This window comes from Proteus penneri (genome assembly GCF_003144535.1).
GTDB classification, from domain to species: Bacteria; Pseudomonadota; Gammaproteobacteria; order Enterobacterales; family Enterobacteriaceae; genus Proteus; species Proteus penneri.
On sequence record NZ_PHFJ01000001.1, the window covers coordinates 26,157 to 41,973 of the forward strand.

The 15,817-nt window shown below is 41.0% G+C and carries 30 protein-coding genes; all 30 read left to right on the top strand.

Annotation, left to right across the window (positions count from 1 at the left end; genetic code table 11):
- Positions 1 to 6: 6 nt before the first annotated feature.
- The 30 genes from CUB63_RS00205 (at position 7) to CUB63_RS00350 (ending at position 15,803) form a co-directional block, all read left to right on the top strand.
- The gene (locus tag CUB63_RS00205; RefSeq protein ID WP_109847191.1) at positions 7 to 219 is read left to right on the top strand and encodes a hypothetical protein; all 213 of its coding nucleotides are present in this window, start codon (positions 7 to 9) and stop codon (positions 217 to 219) included.
- A complete protein-coding gene (locus tag CUB63_RS00210; protein WP_109847192.1) occupies positions 219 to 446 on the top strand; it encodes a hypothetical protein in 228 nt (75 codons plus the stop codon). The genes CUB63_RS00205 and CUB63_RS00210 overlap by 1 nt, the downstream gene beginning before the upstream one ends.
- Before the next feature lie 9 nt (positions 447 to 455).
- Positions 456 to 899, top strand: coding sequence for a YbcN family protein (locus CUB63_RS00215; protein ID WP_109847193.1), 444 nt, complete (start codon positions 456 to 458; stop codon positions 897 to 899).
- Complete coding sequence (locus tag CUB63_RS17825) at positions 896 to 1,018, top strand: hypothetical protein (protein ID WP_260619472.1); 123 nt, start codon at positions 896 to 898, stop codon at positions 1,016 to 1,018. The genes CUB63_RS00215 and CUB63_RS17825 overlap by 4 nt, the downstream gene beginning before the upstream one ends.
- Positions 1,019 to 1,020: 2 nt before the next feature.
- Positions 1,021 to 1,452, top strand: coding sequence for a hypothetical protein (locus CUB63_RS00220; protein ID WP_109847194.1), 432 nt, complete (start codon positions 1,021 to 1,023; stop codon positions 1,450 to 1,452).
- Between the two features lie 158 nt (positions 1,453 to 1,610).
- Positions 1,611 to 1,736: a hypothetical protein gene (locus CUB63_RS17830; protein ID WP_275657917.1), complete on the top strand. Its 126-nt coding sequence runs from the start codon at positions 1,611 to 1,613 to the stop codon at positions 1,734 to 1,736.
- A gap of 111 nt (positions 1,737 to 1,847) precedes the next feature.
- A complete protein-coding gene (locus CUB63_RS00230) occupies positions 1,848 to 2,138 on the top strand; it encodes a DUF1364 domain-containing protein (protein WP_109847196.1) in 291 nt (96 codons plus the stop codon).
- Positions 2,135 to 2,500, top strand: coding sequence for a RusA family crossover junction endodeoxyribonuclease (locus tag CUB63_RS00235; RefSeq protein WP_109847197.1), 366 nt, complete (start codon positions 2,135 to 2,137; stop codon positions 2,498 to 2,500). The genes CUB63_RS00230 and CUB63_RS00235 overlap by 4 nt, the downstream gene beginning before the upstream one ends.
- Positions 2,501 to 2,797: 297 nt before the next feature.
- On the top strand, positions 2,798 to 3,292 hold the full coding sequence (locus CUB63_RS00245; protein WP_232240028.1) for a DUF1133 family protein: 495 nt from the start codon (positions 2,798 to 2,800) through the stop codon (positions 3,290 to 3,292).
- 444 nt (positions 3,293 to 3,736) lie between these two features.
- The gene (locus tag CUB63_RS00255; RefSeq protein ID WP_109391273.1) at positions 3,737 to 4,054 is read left to right on the top strand and encodes a phage holin, lambda family; all 318 of its coding nucleotides are present in this window, start codon (positions 3,737 to 3,739) and stop codon (positions 4,052 to 4,054) included.
- Complete coding sequence (locus CUB63_RS00260; RefSeq protein ID WP_109847201.1) at positions 4,047 to 4,439, top strand: M15 family metallopeptidase; 393 nt, start codon at positions 4,047 to 4,049, stop codon at positions 4,437 to 4,439. Before CUB63_RS00255 ends, CUB63_RS00260 begins: the two co-directional genes overlap by 8 nt.
- Positions 4,436 to 4,816 (top strand): hypothetical protein, encoded by a 381-nt coding sequence (locus CUB63_RS00265; protein WP_109847202.1) that lies wholly within the window; start codon positions 4,436 to 4,438, stop codon positions 4,814 to 4,816. The genes CUB63_RS00260 and CUB63_RS00265 overlap by 4 nt, the downstream gene beginning before the upstream one ends.
- Positions 4,704 to 4,967, top strand: coding sequence for an Rz1-like lysis system protein LysC (gene lysC / locus CUB63_RS17910; protein ID WP_109847203.1), 264 nt, complete (start codon positions 4,704 to 4,706; stop codon positions 4,965 to 4,967). Before CUB63_RS00265 ends, lysC begins: the two co-directional genes overlap by 113 nt.
- Before the next feature lie 12 nt (positions 4,968 to 4,979).
- Positions 4,980 to 5,273 (top strand): hypothetical protein, encoded by a 294-nt coding sequence (locus CUB63_RS00275; protein ID WP_170110776.1) that lies wholly within the window; start codon positions 4,980 to 4,982, stop codon positions 5,271 to 5,273.
- Positions 5,274 to 5,363: 90 nt separating this feature from the next.
- On the top strand, positions 5,364 to 5,756 hold the full coding sequence (locus CUB63_RS00280; RefSeq protein WP_109847204.1) for a hypothetical protein: 393 nt from the start codon (positions 5,364 to 5,366) through the stop codon (positions 5,754 to 5,756).
- A gap of 472 nt (positions 5,757 to 6,228) precedes the next feature.
- Positions 6,229 to 7,011 (top strand): KilA-N domain-containing protein, encoded by a 783-nt coding sequence (locus tag CUB63_RS00285; protein WP_109847205.1) that lies wholly within the window; start codon positions 6,229 to 6,231, stop codon positions 7,009 to 7,011.
- Positions 6,992 to 7,351 carry a hypothetical protein gene (locus tag CUB63_RS00290; RefSeq protein ID WP_109847206.1) on the top strand — a complete coding sequence of 120 codons (360 nt, stop codon included), beginning with the start codon at positions 6,992 to 6,994 and terminating at the stop codon, positions 7,349 to 7,351. The genes CUB63_RS00285 and CUB63_RS00290 overlap by 20 nt, the downstream gene beginning before the upstream one ends.
- Positions 7,352 to 7,381: 30 nt before the next feature.
- Positions 7,382 to 7,540, top strand: a complete 159-nt coding sequence (locus CUB63_RS17465; RefSeq protein WP_157955961.1) for a hypothetical protein — start codon at positions 7,382 to 7,384, stop codon at positions 7,538 to 7,540.
- Positions 7,533 to 7,715: a hypothetical protein gene (locus CUB63_RS00295; RefSeq protein WP_004247755.1), complete on the top strand. Its 183-nt coding sequence runs from the start codon at positions 7,533 to 7,535 to the stop codon at positions 7,713 to 7,715. Before CUB63_RS17465 ends, CUB63_RS00295 begins: the two co-directional genes overlap by 8 nt.
- 16 nt (positions 7,716 to 7,731) lie before the next feature.
- The gene (locus CUB63_RS00300) at positions 7,732 to 8,334 is read left to right on the top strand and encodes a hypothetical protein (protein ID WP_109847207.1); all 603 of its coding nucleotides are present in this window, start codon (positions 7,732 to 7,734) and stop codon (positions 8,332 to 8,334) included.
- A 2-nt stretch (positions 8,335 to 8,336) separates the two neighbouring features.
- Positions 8,337 to 9,821, top strand: coding sequence for a terminase large subunit (locus CUB63_RS00305; protein ID WP_109847208.1), 1,485 nt, complete (start codon positions 8,337 to 8,339; stop codon positions 9,819 to 9,821).
- Position 9,822: 1 nt separating this feature from the next.
- A complete protein-coding gene (locus tag CUB63_RS00310; protein ID WP_109847209.1) occupies positions 9,823 to 11,205 on the top strand; it encodes a DUF4055 domain-containing protein in 1,383 nt (460 codons plus the stop codon).
- 2 nt (positions 11,206 to 11,207) lie between these two features.
- Complete coding sequence (locus CUB63_RS00315; protein ID WP_109847210.1) at positions 11,208 to 12,269, top strand: structural protein; 1,062 nt, start codon at positions 11,208 to 11,210, stop codon at positions 12,267 to 12,269.
- 66 nt (positions 12,270 to 12,335) lie between these two features.
- Positions 12,336 to 13,025, top strand: coding sequence for a hypothetical protein (locus tag CUB63_RS00320; RefSeq protein ID WP_109847211.1), 690 nt, complete (start codon positions 12,336 to 12,338; stop codon positions 13,023 to 13,025).
- A gap of 5 nt (positions 13,026 to 13,030) precedes the next feature.
- Complete coding sequence (locus CUB63_RS00325; RefSeq protein WP_109847212.1) at positions 13,031 to 13,981, top strand: major capsid protein; 951 nt, start codon at positions 13,031 to 13,033, stop codon at positions 13,979 to 13,981.
- Between the two features lie 42 nt (positions 13,982 to 14,023).
- A complete protein-coding gene (locus CUB63_RS00330) occupies positions 14,024 to 14,401 on the top strand; it encodes a DUF7370 family protein (protein WP_109847213.1) in 378 nt (125 codons plus the stop codon).
- Position 14,402: 1 nt separating this feature from the next.
- The gene (locus CUB63_RS00335) at positions 14,403 to 14,744 is read left to right on the top strand and encodes a hypothetical protein (protein WP_052038475.1); all 342 of its coding nucleotides are present in this window, start codon (positions 14,403 to 14,405) and stop codon (positions 14,742 to 14,744) included.
- 2 nt (positions 14,745 to 14,746) lie between these two features.
- Positions 14,747 to 15,115 carry a hypothetical protein gene (locus tag CUB63_RS00340; RefSeq protein ID WP_109847214.1) on the top strand — a complete coding sequence of 123 codons (369 nt, stop codon included), beginning with the start codon at positions 14,747 to 14,749 and terminating at the stop codon, positions 15,113 to 15,115.
- Positions 15,112 to 15,483 (top strand): phage tail termination protein, encoded by a 372-nt coding sequence (locus tag CUB63_RS00345; RefSeq protein WP_109395740.1) that lies wholly within the window; start codon positions 15,112 to 15,114, stop codon positions 15,481 to 15,483. Before CUB63_RS00340 ends, CUB63_RS00345 begins: the two co-directional genes overlap by 4 nt.
- 74 nt (positions 15,484 to 15,557) lie before the next feature.
- Entirely contained in the window at positions 15,558 to 15,803 is a 246-nt protein-coding gene (locus CUB63_RS00350) for a hypothetical protein (RefSeq protein WP_036895037.1), read from the top strand.
- Positions 15,804 to 15,817: the final 14 nt, after the last annotated feature.

Here is a 15,817-nt window from a genome sequence, read left to right on the forward strand (position 1 = left end):
CATCTAATGCAGGGAACTGATTGGGTTAAGGTGAGTGAGAGATTGCCTAACGATTACGAAGTAGTTTTGACTAAAAACAATGGTGCAAATGCTAGAGCAGTATTTATCTACGACGAGCAGAAAACGCCAACATTTATTCACTTTAGTCGAAACGGGAAAAGTAGAATATTGAGCAATGTAACTGAGTGGTGCTCACCACCAATGCCAGAGGATGAATGATGGAATCACCACTTGCAAGAATGATTAAGCAACAGGTGTTCGACACTAACGTTGCTCGTTTAGTTAAGCTCAATGATGAGCAATGGGATTTCATACTTAATGACCAAGACAGTGATGGAGCTTGGGCAGGAGGTCATTTTTTCGGTCACGATTATGACGAGTGGGAGATTTTAGTTGCCCACAATATCAAATATGTGAAAACAGGATTACGGGAGCCGTTAATATAGGAGGTTAACTTGGAAGCAGATTTTCTCTTCCACGAATCAACCAAAAATACCGCATGGCAACACCTCAAAGAGGTTCTAGCAACAAACCAACCACACCGAATCATCATCAAGCCTTGGAAAAATAAGCGCTCATTATCTCAGAATGCAACTTTTCATTTGTGGTGTTCAGAGATAAGCAAATACCTATGTAAGAACAACGCCAATTACACACCAGAAACCGTTAAGGAAATACTTAAGCATACATTCCTAGGTTACGAGGTGGTCGATATGGTTGACGTTACTACACAACTTACAGAGCGCGTAAGGACACTTCGGAAAACATCAAAACTTGATACAGGTGAAATGTTCCGCTTCATGGAGCAGGTTGAACGCTGGGCGGTAGGTATAAATTGTTTCGTGACGATACCTGATAACAGTGAATATATGAAATTGAAAAGGAAACAAGACGAATGACGCCAGAAGAAAAGTTAAAGCAGTATGACGAGAAATTAGAAGAGGCTCAGAAGTTGGTTCGATTTATCGAAGAAAGTCGCCGTGAGCACATTAACCGCAACAACTTAAACAGGAAGTGATCATGACTGAAGAACAATACAGGACTTATGCGCGAGTGATAGTGGTTGGTCGTGAGTTTATCTCATTTAATCACAACACTATTTCAGCGGTAACAGGTTTAACACCCGCAAGAACAGGAACCATTTTAAGAAAGTTACTTGCATTTAAGTGTGTAGAGCATGTTGAAACAAAGAGCCGTAAACGCACTCGCCCAATCAATAACTATGCAGTAACAGACGATGCAATTACTCGATTGAGAAGTCAGTTTGAAAAAGAACGGCTGGCTAATCTCCCTCTCTTCCCAAAAGCAAAAAAAGTTGAAGCAAAGAAGCCTAGAAAAGTGCTGGATGATTTCATGTGTGGATTGTCATTTGTCGATAAGGCAAACACGGCAGGCATGGGTAATCCGATGTTGATGAAGTTTGATTCATTATTGAGCGGGGTGAGAGCGTGAAAACAAAGTCAACAAAAATGGAGTTGGTCAAGTTTGAAAGAAACGAAAGCCTATTTCTCAAGGAGTATAACGTTACTCACAATAACGAGACTACAAAGCTAGAGCAGAAAATATCTATTGCCAGAGATAACTTTGGAAAGTTTGAGGTAGATATTGAAATGGATGGATTCCCTCGTATTAGTGATGAAACCGAAGCATTGCTCAAATACGGAGAGTGGCTAGAGCGACTAGGTATTGCCATTAAACGTGAAGCTAAACGTGCGGTAAAGCGAGGCGTTCAATGAACTGCTAATCATGTAATAGACAGCTAACAGATGAAGAAATTTACGTGTGTAGCAAGTGTGCTGATGAATACGCTCATTTGGAAGTGATGGATAAAATCAAAGGAGAGGGAGATGTCGAACTTACGCAAAGAAGCTCGAGGTCGTGAATGCCAAATTAGAATGCCGGGAGTATGTAATGGTAATTCTGAAACTGTCGTCTTAGCTCATTATCGAATGTCTGGTATTTGCGGTACCGGAATAAAGCCTAATGATATTTTTGGTGCTTGGGCGTGTAGTGCTTGTCATGATGAATCAGATAGACGCACTAACTACGTCGATGCTGAATACGCAAAGCAATGTCACTTAGAAGGCGTTATTCGTACTCAGGATATTCTCATCAAGGAGGGTAAGATTAAGGTATGAACGAGTATCACTTAAAACTGCCGTGGCCACCAAGCAATAATACCTATTGGAGGCATTGTAGAGGACGGCATTATATCTCATCCAAAGGCACCGGCTACCGAAAGCAAGTAACAGATTACATCAAGCAACATAACCTAGACGTCAAAACCACTTCCCGCATCAAAATAGTCATCACAGCAAATCCCCCAGATAAACGACAAAGAGACCTCGATAACTTGCCTAAAGCGGTTTTCGATTCGTTAACTCACGCCGAATTTTGGGTAGATGATAGCCAGATTGATGATATGCGGATCCGTCGAGGTGAAAAGGTTGCTCATGGCTCATTAGATATCACGATATGGGAGATAGATGATGTTCACTGACTTAATCGCAGCTATTGAAGAAGCCAGATATTTAAAATCCAAATCAGGCGGTCGGGTTAACTTCTGTGTAATCCAGATTGCTGAATGCATGGAAGTATTATGCGGGCTGATGGATGGTGTCAGAGTCCTATATACAACTGCGAATGATGATTATCACACAGTATTACCGGAGGCGAGATGAGGGAATGTGATCCGTTCAATCTACTGTCTCTTTACTCAAGCAAAAATGAGCTAAGACGAGTTTGGGGTTCTAATCGAAAAAACGCATTAGACAGTAAGCGAGTCTGGGTTCGCTACATGTTAATGACGTGGGGAAAGGAATATGGTGGCAATGATTATCCAGAATCAGGATCAGGTAGCGTCATTGGACGATTAATGATTAGGACGGAATGGAGCGAAACTGAGGGTGAAAGAATAATCAAGGTGGTTAATGATTTACATAAAATGGGTTATCAAGGAGAGGAATTATTCAAAAAGTCACATGAGATATTAAATCCTAAAAATAAAATAAGCGACCTCATTGCTCTCGCCAAAGAATCAGATGATGCCGCTTTTGTGGAAAATGTAATAACGAAAACATTTGCTAAAAACAATCCGATTCGTCATGTAGCTATTAAACGATATTGTGATCGCAAATACCCGCAAAAGATGGCTCGTGAATTGAGTTATCAAACAAAAATCAGCATACAGCAAGCAGTTAGAAGAATTGGTTGGGCTGAAAGTATTCTTGAAGAGGAGATGTTTTACGCAATGAAGCATGAATTAGAAAGGGAATTATGTCTAATTTCATAAATATTTAAAATATATATTGCAAATGCGAATTTTATATGTATAGTTTGTGATATGCTCGGGCAGTAAAACAAAGAGCAGATATATTAAAGAGGGTAAGAAATTACCTGCTGATTACGGGCTGAAAAGTTCCGATCCAAGACCTCGCTTCGGCGGGGTTTTTTGTTATCTAATCTGGTGTAATTCCACCATTTTAATTCCCCCGAATTCGAGGGAATAAGTTTCTGATATTTATCCAGAGTGCTTATTTGCATTGTGGTAATCCAACTCTCCGGAATTTCCGGATAGTTCACATGTTCGGTTATTCCGAACAACTCATTCAGAAGATCGCTTAGGCGGTCTTTTTTCGTATATGCCGACCACAGAACAATTACCCTCGTTATCACGTTCACACAAGAGCTGTGAGTCGGCGTTCTATTAACTAATTCCTCCAAATAGGGGGTGAGTATGAATCATATGAAAGAAACCCCTGAGTTTTGGGATCAAGTATTCCAAGTTATCGCCTCTCATAAGGAGCAAGGAATTAGCGCGTCACTAGCAACTGGCATGGCAATTCTGCGTGGTAAGTACAACGGCGGTGGCTGGAAGAAAACGTTATTTGATGGTGCTATGTGTGCGTTGTTTGCATGGTTTGTAAAAGACCTCTTGACGCTACTTGGCCTTAATCATGAATTGGCATATCTGGCTAGTGTATTCATTGGGTATGTCGGTGTAGATGGATTAAGTAAACTCATTAAGGGTAAGGCAGGGCTGAAAAGTGAGTAAGTTTAGATTAAGCAGACGTAGTGAAGAAAACCTCCGTGGCGTTCATCCTGATTTAGTTAAGGTGGTACATCGAGCATTAGAAATTACCGATATTGATTTTATGGTGATTGAAGGTAAGCGCAACGAAGCCAGACAGCGACAATTAGTTGCAAGTGGCAAAGGCCAAACGATGAATAGTCGTCACTTAACTGGCCACGCTGTTGATTGTGCTCCACTAGTAAATAATCAGATCCCTTGGAATGATTGGTCATACTTTAAAAAAGTAGCTGATGCCATGATGCAAGCGGCGAAAGAGTTCGGCGTCGATGTCGAATGGGGCGGTAACTGGAAAACATTTAAAGATGGCCCTCACTTCCAATTAACCCATAAGACATATCCAGCATGAGTAAATTAAAACCTTGGTTTCCAGTAATTTTGTGGGGAGCGATGTTGTTATTCTCAATGCTATCTATGAAAGAAGTTATTGAGCTGAGTAAAGAAAATAAATCACTCACTAAGCAAATCTCACGCCAAAACTCAATCACAGAAAACGCCAACCGAACATTCAGGATTATCAACAATGTCTCATCACTTAATAGCGAAGAGCGGAATAGGTCAGCCGTGGATTCTGAAAAAGTTAAAACGGTTATCAAAACTGTTCTTGTCAATAATGATTGCGCCAATACTACTATTCCTAGTGACGCTCTTATCAGGATGCACGACTATTCAGAAAGAATACGTGCCAGTGGAACATATAGCGATACCGGCACACCTAACCGCTGATTGTCTACTGCCATACATACCCGAAAAAATGACATGGGGAGAATCGTTAATGTTAAACATCTCCCTGTTATCGGTTATTGAGCAATGTAATTCAGACAAGAAGGCGATTCGAGATATTGAATCGGCTAGAAGCAATTTAAATTTACATTAATGGAGTGTTTAAATGAGTAAGGCAACACAGTCAAAAAATAGCAGTGAATTGTGGAATTGGTTTGGATTGTCTTATGCATCATTTCTAGTCATGCCAAGAGTTCTCATGCATGAAATGCCTACTGAATGGCAAGATAAAATGGCGGCTTTATTGTATGAATATGATGAAACATTCGACACGTCATCTGTTTGCCATTCAGTAGTAGTGAGTGCAAAAGACAAAAATAATAGGTTTATGAAGATGCCAGGTTACATCCTGAATTATCGTCGGCCAGATCATGAAGAGATTGATAAACTCAAAATTTAGCCAACAAGAAAGCAATACGGGAAATTGAACAACAACGAGCCTCTAAGTAATTAGGGGCTTTTTTTATACCAACAGAAACAGGAAGAAAATATGTTTACTTTAAAAACTATTGTTAACGGTGATGTAAGCCTCAGAAGCGAAAGTAGTCTATCAATAATTAAACTAGGTAGCCCTCGATTCATTGAGTTACTTGATAAGTTTAAAAATTGGTCAAACCCTGATTACGCTATTGAGACTCCAGCGGTTTACGAAGATGCTGAGTGTACAAAAGCGATACAGGAAGAAGAGCTAATTGTTAGCGAAAAGAGCATTGATCACGTTGATGTGCAGAAAGACTGCATTGCAATCATCGTTACAGAATGTGAGTCAATCACTCACCCGAATATGAAAGAATTTAACGGACAGATGTTTGAATTCATTTACAAGGGTGAATCAGCTTATATAACTGACGCAAACGGACATACCGTAGAAGTAGTTCGATAGAAAACAATCGCCTCGTAATAGCGGGGCTTTTTAATGGAGAAATATCATGGCAGCAGAAGGTTCAGATAATCCAGTTAAATTCCGTGAAGAACTGGATAAAAGCATTCCAAAAGAATAAAAAAAGCCCAGTATGGGAAACTGGGCAATACTAGCAAGATATCAATTAAAGTATAGCGATAGCTACTTAGTATAGCTTAAGTAAGTATATATACCAGCTTGGTTAGATAAATCGTTTATCCATTAAGGAGAGTGATCCCTATCTTGACTGCTAGGAACAGACTAGAAGCGACCTGATTAACGTAGTGATACGTGATGATGGTTGCAACTCTACGCATTTCACCTGTGCATAGCACGCACATAAAAACACCAAGAGCCTACAGAAAGTGAGCCTGAGAACTGCCGTTATAGCTGGCAAGCTCTCTTGGGGCGGCTTTTCTGTGCTAATAGGCTCCCTTTCTATAGGAAATATGCAATGATTAAAATCGTACCCATGAAGTATGACGAAACTCTGATCCCGTTTAATGGCGATTGTTGGGTTAATGCTACAGCAGCAGCTAGGCACTTTGGAAAACTAACCAAAGACTGGTTAAGGGTCTCATCAACTAAAGAGTATATCTACGAGGTTGGCAAAGAGCTTGATATTGAAGCGTATAATTCTAAAGAGGAGATTTCTCCCCTTTTAGTTCGAGTAGAAAAAGGACGACATGGCGGTACTTGGATCCATCCTGAATTAGTAATTGAGTTCGCAAGATGGTTATCACCAAAATTTGCTCGCGCTTGTGACCGGCACATTAAAAACATGTTGATGTCACAGAGTATGACATTAACTGAAGATCAAGTAATTGGGCTACTGACATACAAAGAAGCTACTGAGTGGGAAAAGCGATTTCAAGAACCCTATTATAGAGCGCTATCAAAGATGTCAGGCACTCCTTATTTCGGTCATGTTGGCGGCTGTCCATTATTGTTCGCTGGCATCACGGCTAAATGGGTTTATGGCGTTGCATTGCCTGATTATGTCTATGAATCAGTCAAAGAAAATAAAGGCGACAGAGAAAAAATCCACCAATACCTAAAAGGTGATGCTCTACTTGCTGTAGAAAAGCAAATGGTTGCAGTGACAAACATTGCTAATAGCTCCGTCGATTATAAAGACTTTGATGCTCGATGCATGGCTGCTTTTGATGTTAAGGGGCAAATGCAAATGCTTTACCTATCAGCACAAGGGGAGCACAATGCAACAAGATTACAATGATCAAGTAGAAACATTCTCCACCATAGTTAGTGAGCTATTTTTGATTAGACAGGTCGCCATACATAAGCGGCCTGTTTTTCGTTCATCGCTAGGAGATATCAGGTTTAGCGTAGAAACATTAGCTAACTTCTTAAAGGGGTACTATCGGGAAGACGGCAAAAGCGACATTGAACTAAGCATGTTGTTTTTTAATATGCTGAAAAGAGAATATCTACCAGATCCAAAAGTATTTATCTCTTGGTGCATAAACGATGATCTTACTGATGAAGCGGTAAATAAAATATCAGAACTGTTGGAAAATTTAGCTCAAATGGAATTTTCGGAACAGAAAACCAAATAGGCCCTAGTGGCCTTTTTTATTGTGTGGGATATGAAAACAGGAACACTGCATTACAAAATGACGCTGCGCCGTTATATGTACCCATTGTTTATTATCGGCGCTTTAATTAACAGTATTTGGTTAATGAAGCTCTGTTTTAAGAAAGAAATTGTGTTTGAAGGTCAAGAGGTGGAGTTGAGTAGTGAATAAATATCACGTAATAGCAACCAAGAAAGACGGCACAACCTACGAAGGCATGATGACCACTAAAGAGCCTCGTGTGACTAACGGATTAATCGGTATCGCATCACTTGATGGTTCATGGGTATACATATCACCTGATGAGATTAGTGATATTAAATATGTGCCAGTAGTTGAACAGTAAATATTAAGGAAAGGGTATGGCCAAAAGACCAGATTGGGAGGCCATCGAGTCGGCTTACCGAGCTGGCGTGATGTCCATAAGGGAAATAGCTTCTCAATACGAGATAACCCATCAGGCGATAAGTAAACGAGCAAAGAAGGAAGGATGGGAGCGAGATTTAAAGGCAAAGGTTAAAGCTAGGGCTGAAAACTTGGTTGCCAAAAGGGAGGTTGCCAGTCTGGTTGCCACCGAAAAGGCTATTTCAGAACGGCAACTTATTGAGGCTAATGCCGAGGTTATCGCTAATGTCCGCATGGAGCATAGAGGCGACATCAGAAGAGCTAGAGAGTTAACCAACAACTTATTTGATGAACTATCTGCTGAATGTGCTGATGTGCCAGCCTTAAGAAGACTTGGCGAGTTAATGTTTAGTCCTGATGATAACGGACGCGATAAACTCAATGAAATTTATCATTCAATCATCTCCCTGCCTGAGCGCGTTAAGTCAGCCAAAGCATTAAGCGAAACACTTAAAAATTTAGTTGGCCTTGAGCGTCAAGCATACGGCCTTGATGATGTTCAGCCGAATAAGACAGCTAGCCAACTATCAGATTTAATGGACGACTTATCTAAGGAATAATCATGAAGCCAGAACATCTTGCATTATTGAGAGATAAGCTCTGGCGATTGAATCATCTCTACTGGATAACCAATAAAGAAGGTAAGCCGGTTCGATTTAAAATGACGCCTGAGCAACTTGAATACTTTGAAGGGATGCACACGCGAAACATTATCCTTAAAGCTCGTCAGCTTGGCTTCACTACTGAGGTCTGCATTATCCAATTAGACGCAGCGCTATTTGAAGCAGCTAAATGTGCGTTGATAGCCCACACACTTAACGATGCTAAGCGACTATTTAGGGAAAAGATAAAGTATGCCTATGACAAGCTACCCGATGAAATCAAAGCGGCTAACCCAGCGAGTAATGATGCGGCTGGTGAGTTGGTGTTTAGCAAAGGCGGCTCGCTTTATATCAGCACGTCATTTCGTGGCGGTACGCTCCGTTATTTGCACGTTTCTGAGTTCGGTAAGATATGTGCTAAGTATCCAGAGAAAGCCCGTGAGATTGTCACTGGCGCATTTGAGGCGGTATCAAGTGATTGCTTCACGACAATTGAAAGTACAGCGGAAGGTAGAGCAGGTTATTTCTTTGATTATTGCCAGTCGGCTGAGAAAGCACAAATTCAGAACAAGGCTCTCTCTAACCTAGACTGGAAATTCTTTTTCTTCTCATGGTGGAAGAATCCAGAGTATGCCATTAACCCTGTGGAGCAATTACCACAGCGGTTAGTTGACTACTTTGATGAGATAGCCAGCAAACATGGTGTTCAATTAAACGAACGCCAGAAAGCATGGTACTACGCCAAAGAGAAAACACTCGGCGATGATATGAAACGGGAATACCCGTCAATACCGTCTGAGGCATTCCAACAATCGGTTGAAGGCGCTTACTACGCTAAACAATTCCGCTTCCTGTACGAAAATAAACGCATTGGCACACTTCCTGATAATTCACACTTACCGGTTCACACGTACTGGGATATTGGTGTGGGCGATTCAACATCAATTTGGTTTATCCGTGAAGTGGGCGAAGAGTTCCACGTCATTGATCACTACTCAAACAGTGGTGAAGGTCTACGGCACTACATGAAAGTGTTAAAAGACAAAGGCTACACATACGCAAGTCACAATGGGCCACATGATATCGATAACCGCGAGTTTGGCTCTGACGCGAAATCACGTAGAGAGTTAGCGCGTGAAGGGTACGAAATAGACGGTGAAAACTATTCAATGCGATTCGAAGTAGTGCCGAAACTTTCCATTGATGAGGGGATTGAGGCGGTACGCGAAATCCTTCCTCTTTGTGTGTTCGACGAACACAAATGCAGTGAAGGTATTGCTCACCTTGAAGCGTACCGCAAAGAGTGGGATGACAAACGCGGGTGCTGGAAAGATAAACCACTTCATGATTACACGTCACATGATGCTGATGGATTTAGGTATTTTGCGGTGAGTCGCAGAAATACTAAACGATTGACTAAGAAAATAGAATTTAACTGGAATTAACATGAATACAAACGTTGATTATAAGCATCCAGCTTACAATGAGTTTTTGCCTGAATGGGACATGATCGGCGATTGTGTTGATGGCGAACGAGTTGTTAAAAGCAAAAAAGAGAAATACCTCCCTCATCCAGCAGATAAAAAAGACATGGATGATAAAGATAACGAACGTTATAAGCGTTATTTATCTAGAGCATCTTTCTTTAATGCTACCGGAAGGACACTTAGCGGCTTACTTGGTATTGCGTTTAGTAAGCCAGTTAAAATTAACATCGTCGCGGGAGTTGAGTATTTAGAGAATGATATAGACGGTCAGGGTCAACCATTAACCCAAATGATAAGGGATGCTTTATCGCAAAACTTACAACGTGGCCGAGCTGGTCTATTAAGTGATTTTAGCGGTTCAGGTATTCAGTCAGAGGCTAATAAGGGACGCCCTTATGTTCGATTGTTCACAGCAAAAGAAATCATCAACTGGCGTGTAACGAATGGGAAAACATCCCTCGTTGTCCTCAAGTATCAAGAGCCAGTAGATACGGATGATTTTGAACTGCAAATGCAGAATAACTGGATTGAATTAAGGCTTATTGGTGATGTAGCTCATTCTCGTCGCTGGCATGAAGATGGAGACATAAAAGTTACAGAGTGGGTTGTATTAAAGGATGCACACGGCATTCCATTAAAGGAGTTGCCTTGGTCATGGATTGGATCAATGAATAACGATCACACCCCAGATGCTCCACCTCTTGCTGATATTGCATACGTGAATATCAAGCATTATCAGGCTGAGGCTGATATCGCAGAGTCTGCACACACTGTCGGTCAGCCGATGGTTGCATTAACGGGGCTTACAGACGATTGGGTTAAAAACTATATGTCTGATGGATTTACTGTTGGCTCCCGTAAAGGGGTGTTGCTACCACAAGGTGGTGACATGAAGTTTGCACAGCCCGAAGATAGAAATATTCAAATCACCTTGGTTGAACGTAGAGAGAAGCAAATGGCAATGCTAGGCGCTAAGTTAGTTGAGCGCGGCACATCGGCTAGAACAGCCACCCAAGCTCAGGATGAGGCACAAACAGATAATTCAGTTCTTTCATTATGTTCCGGGAATGTCGAGCAGGCATTTAACCGAGCACTTAATTTTTGTATTCAGTTTGCGGGTGGTGGCGAAGCGTCAATACAACTGAATAAAGTTTATGATATCGCTAAGTTAGATTCACCAACTATTACAGCATTATTGGCAGCACTGCAATCAGGTTCTATGAGATTGATTGATTTTGTTAAGTATCTGCAAAGTATCAATATCATTCCTCAAGATGAAAAAGCAGAGGATGTTGTTGATGAGCTGGAGGTAACTAGAGGGGCAAATATGTTGGGAGTGTAACTATGCAGCCGAGCATCATCCTTGATAACGCACTAATGATACAGGTCATGCTGGAAAGGTTGAAGTCATCAACAGCAGATACTCGTGATTTAGTGTTAGATATTCGCACCTCTGTAGCATCTGCGCTGTCTACCTTCTCTGGTGATATTTCATCAATAAGCAAAGCAAAATCAATCTCTCTAGCATTAAAAAAAACACTCAAGCCAGTTCTCTTTGGTTATTCTCAAAAATTGCTTGATGAAGCCATCAGTATTGCCATTGTTATGGCTGATGCCGAATATCGAGGTTTTAACTCATTTCTCGAAGGTATTAAGCCTGCCGACTATGAAAAAGTGCGTAGAGATATACAAAACTTACCTATGTGTTTGGCGGGGTGGAGTGGCTCACTATTCCTAGCTAAGTTTATTGAATCTTGGGCTGATACATCCGTTCAGCAGGTGGAAAATCAGGCATTGATATCTCTGTCATCTGGTGGTGATGTGTCTGATTTGCAATCAACGATTAACGGAACATCAGTTGAGCCTCTAATCATCGCATCGTCGGTAGTCGGTAGGATTGCTAGGGGCTTTCAGATGATATCCAGAACCTCTTTACAGTATGCGCACAGTATAGGGGCAATGGATTTCTACAAAGAGAATCCTGATCTGATTAAGTATGAAGAATTCAGTGCAATACTGGACAATAAAACTTCATCAGTATGCAGATCATTATCCGGTAATCGTTATCCACTAGGAGAAGGCCCTAAACCTCCTCTTCATCCCAATTGCCGTAGTCGATTACTTCCAGTTTTAGATGAGAAATACATAAACTTAATTACAACAGATTATGTCGGTAATTCTGAATGGGAGGAAGAGTCTTATTACGAGTGGCTTTATCGCCAGCCAGCGAACAGGCAGGACATTGTACTTGGTAAGACAAGGGCACAGTTGTTTCGTGATGGTGGATTACCACCTGATAAATTCGCAAAATTACAGCTCGATAAATACTTTAAGCCAATAACGCTTAAGGAACTTCAGCGGATCATACCTGAGGCTTTTAATAAAGCAGGTATCGAACTCAAATAACCCACTCCGGTGGGTTTTTTATTATCAGCAGTTAGAGACTGCACCATCTAAACCAGAGGTTTTACGATGTTTAAATATTTATTAACGAAAGAAGAATTTGACGCATTAACCGATGAGCAAAAGGCTCTTTACAAAGAGTCTGGTGGTAATTACCAACTTCAAATCGAAGGTATGCCAGAAATTCCAGATGTGTCAGGGCTTCAAAAAAAGGTTGATGAATTACTTTCTGAGAAAAAATCAGAGCAAGAGAAACGCCGACAGGCCGAAGAGGCTGCAAAAAAAGCAGCAGAAGATCAGGCGCGTAAAAATGGCGATATCGAATCATTAGAAAAAAGTTGGACTGAAAAGTTAAAAGCACGTGAAAGCGAGCTATTAGCACAGTTGCAGGAGAAAGACACAAGCCTACATACACTATTGGTTGATAACGTCGCACAAACGCTGGCTACAAAACTTGCGGGTGACGCTGCGCCGTTAATTATGCCACACATTAAATCTCGATTATCAGTGGAGGACGGTAAAACGCGAGTAATTGACTCCGCTGGTCATCCTTCTGCATTTACCATTGATGATTTAGAAAAAGAATTTCGTAGTAATCAGTTATTTGCTCCAGTAATTATCGGTAGCAAAGCCACCGGAACCAGAGGGGAAGGAGGCGGTAAAGGGAAGTCACCAGCCGGAGGCAGTGATAAACCCAAAAGCACGAACCCATTAGTGGATAGTGCACGTGAAATCATTGCTAATATCCAAGAGGATTAATTTATATGTCTTTATATATTTTTCAAAAACAAGTATCTCTAGCAGCAACAGAACTGGTTGCTCAGGCTGTCCGTCAATTTAACGAAGCATCTGGCGGCGCTTTAGTTATTGGTGATGGTGATCATATCGGTGACTACATTGAGCAAACATCATGGCAGTTACTCGGTGGGTTGGCTCAGCGACGTAATGCATATGGCTCAGGCAATCTAACGCCACAAGAATTGGGGCAAATCCTTGACCGTATGATTAAGGTTGATGGTCGTATTGGACCTGTATCTGTTACCCCAACGATGATGAAGCGACTAGGTAAAGATGTCTCAGAAGCGGCCGCGGTAGTTGCTGCTCAATCAGCAGAAGCCATGTTGCAAGATTACCTTAATACTGCTGGCGCGGCATTGAAAGCAGCTATTTCTGGAAATTCAACCGCCGTTACTGTTGGTGGAGAAACACCATCATTAAGAGGTTTGAATAAAGCCACACGTCCATTCGGCGATGCTTATTCACGTATTGTTGCTTGGTTAATGGATGGTGCAACTTTCAACGACTTTATGGATGAGACGCTAACCAATGCGAATAACCTGTTCCAAATTGGTAACGTTGCTATTAAACAAGATAACCTTGGTCGTCGTTTTGTTATCTCTGATATTCCCGCTTTATCAGATGCAGACAAACAGCATTCGTTAGGTTTGGTTACTGGCGCTGCAGCAATTCAAACATCGCCACTAATCATGAAGGCTCAGGATGTGTTAGGCCAAGAAAATATTAAGGCACTAATGCAAGGTGAGTATGACTTTACTGTTGGTTTACGTGGTTATCAGTGGAGTAAAGATAGTATCAAATCACCCACTAACGCACAGATTGAAACAGTAGCTAACTGGAAGCAAATTGCTACTGATATTAAAGATACTGCTGGCGTTATGGTTTCATTTGGCAAAGATACTAGCGTTGATGGGTAATACGAGGGGCGGTAGCCCCTTATTTATCCATAAGGAGTGATCATGTCTATTGCGATTACGGGTGAGCAAGTTAATGAGCAATTAGAGGTGATGGGGTTTGAGGCAACAAACCTTGTTATAAGCTCTGCCATATCTATTGTGGACACTATTGATAATTGCCTTGATAACGCAGGATATTCAGATGCGGTAGTTACCTTAATCAAGCTGTATTCGGTTATCCTCATATTATCATCTGCTGATGTTAGAAAAATATCCTCAGAATATGCACCTTCTGGCGCTTCTGTTTCATATCAGTATTTTGCTGATGGTAGAAAAACATTATTAAAAACGCTGTCTTCTCTGGATCCCTCTGGATGTACCGATAGCTTACCTATTGAACGACCTGTTGGCATTGTTCAGTTTGATGTGGTTCGGGGGTGATATGGGGAAAATCCTGCGACGATTTTGCAAGGGGTGGGCAACCATTTGGAAAATTACAGGTAAAGATGGTTACGGTAAACCCATATTTTCAGAGCCAATTCATATCCGATGTGATTACGGAAGTAGTTTTAAAGATGGTAGAAAAACCATTGGCACTGAAATAATCATTAAGAATGTTATTTGGACTGAGTATAGCGAAGCAACTCAAGAAGACTATATAGCCATTGGCAAACATGAAGATAGAGATCCATTTTTGCATGGTGCTAGTAGGATTAAGTCTATCGATAGAGACCGAGATATTAATGGTGGTCTAGATGATTACACATTAACGACGGCGGTATAACTATGGGGGCAAAAGTAAAAGGAATAGGTAATGCGATATCTAACTTAAACTCTCTGGTTGGAAGTATAGCATCAAAAAAGATAGCTCGAGCCATGCATAGAGCGCTAGATATTGGCGGTAGGCAAGCTGCTGTATACACGCCAATTGACACTAAAACGCTCATTAACTCACAATTTAGAGATGTAAAAGCAAAAGGCACACTATTTACTGGTCGCGTTGGTTATTCTGCTTCGTATGCTGTTTTCGTTCATGATCCTAGTGTTAAACAAACTTTCCGCAGACCTACTGCTAAGAAAGAATTCCTCCTGAAAGGATTTGAGGAAACGAAGCAAATGATTGATCAGGCTGTTGCTGAGGAATTTAAAATATGACGACCTTTGAGAGACTGAAAAGCTATTTTTCTGAATCCGGGTTATCTGATGGCTTCATTCAGCAGGATTATATTTGGAATGAAAAAGAAGGTAATGATTCAGATTCATATATCGTATTTCAGCAACCAAACGGAACTGGTCGTATTGATGATCTAAGTGGTGATGATTTCTTTACCGTTTCACTCATATCTGGCAAGGCGTGGATTGAGTTTATTGTTCAGAAAGCTAACGAAATACTAGAGTATGTAAGGTGTCACTCTAGAAGCCATAACATTGGCTTTATTATCAATACATCTGGTTTTGTTAATCCAATTCAAACGACAGAAGGTAGGTTTATCATTCCACTTTCTTTCCGTTGTACATCTTAAATTAAACACATCTTAACAGGTCACTTCGGTGGCCTTTTTTATTTGCTGTTTAAAAAAAACTAAGGAATATAACTATGTACGCACTTAAATTAATTACTGAACGAGAAGGCCGTAAAGTAGAAGAAGTACACTGCTTGGGAGAAATGTACCGCTTGGAATTTTATCCTGAACCTGAAAATAAGGATATCGTGGCGCGGGTTGAACACACAAAGAAAGACGCTATCCCATCATTTGATATTAAACGAACAGATCATGCTTACATTACAACGATAGTCGGCGACACGGTTCGGGTTATCAGTCGCGGATTAAAATCAAACTAACACGGGTCGCTTAT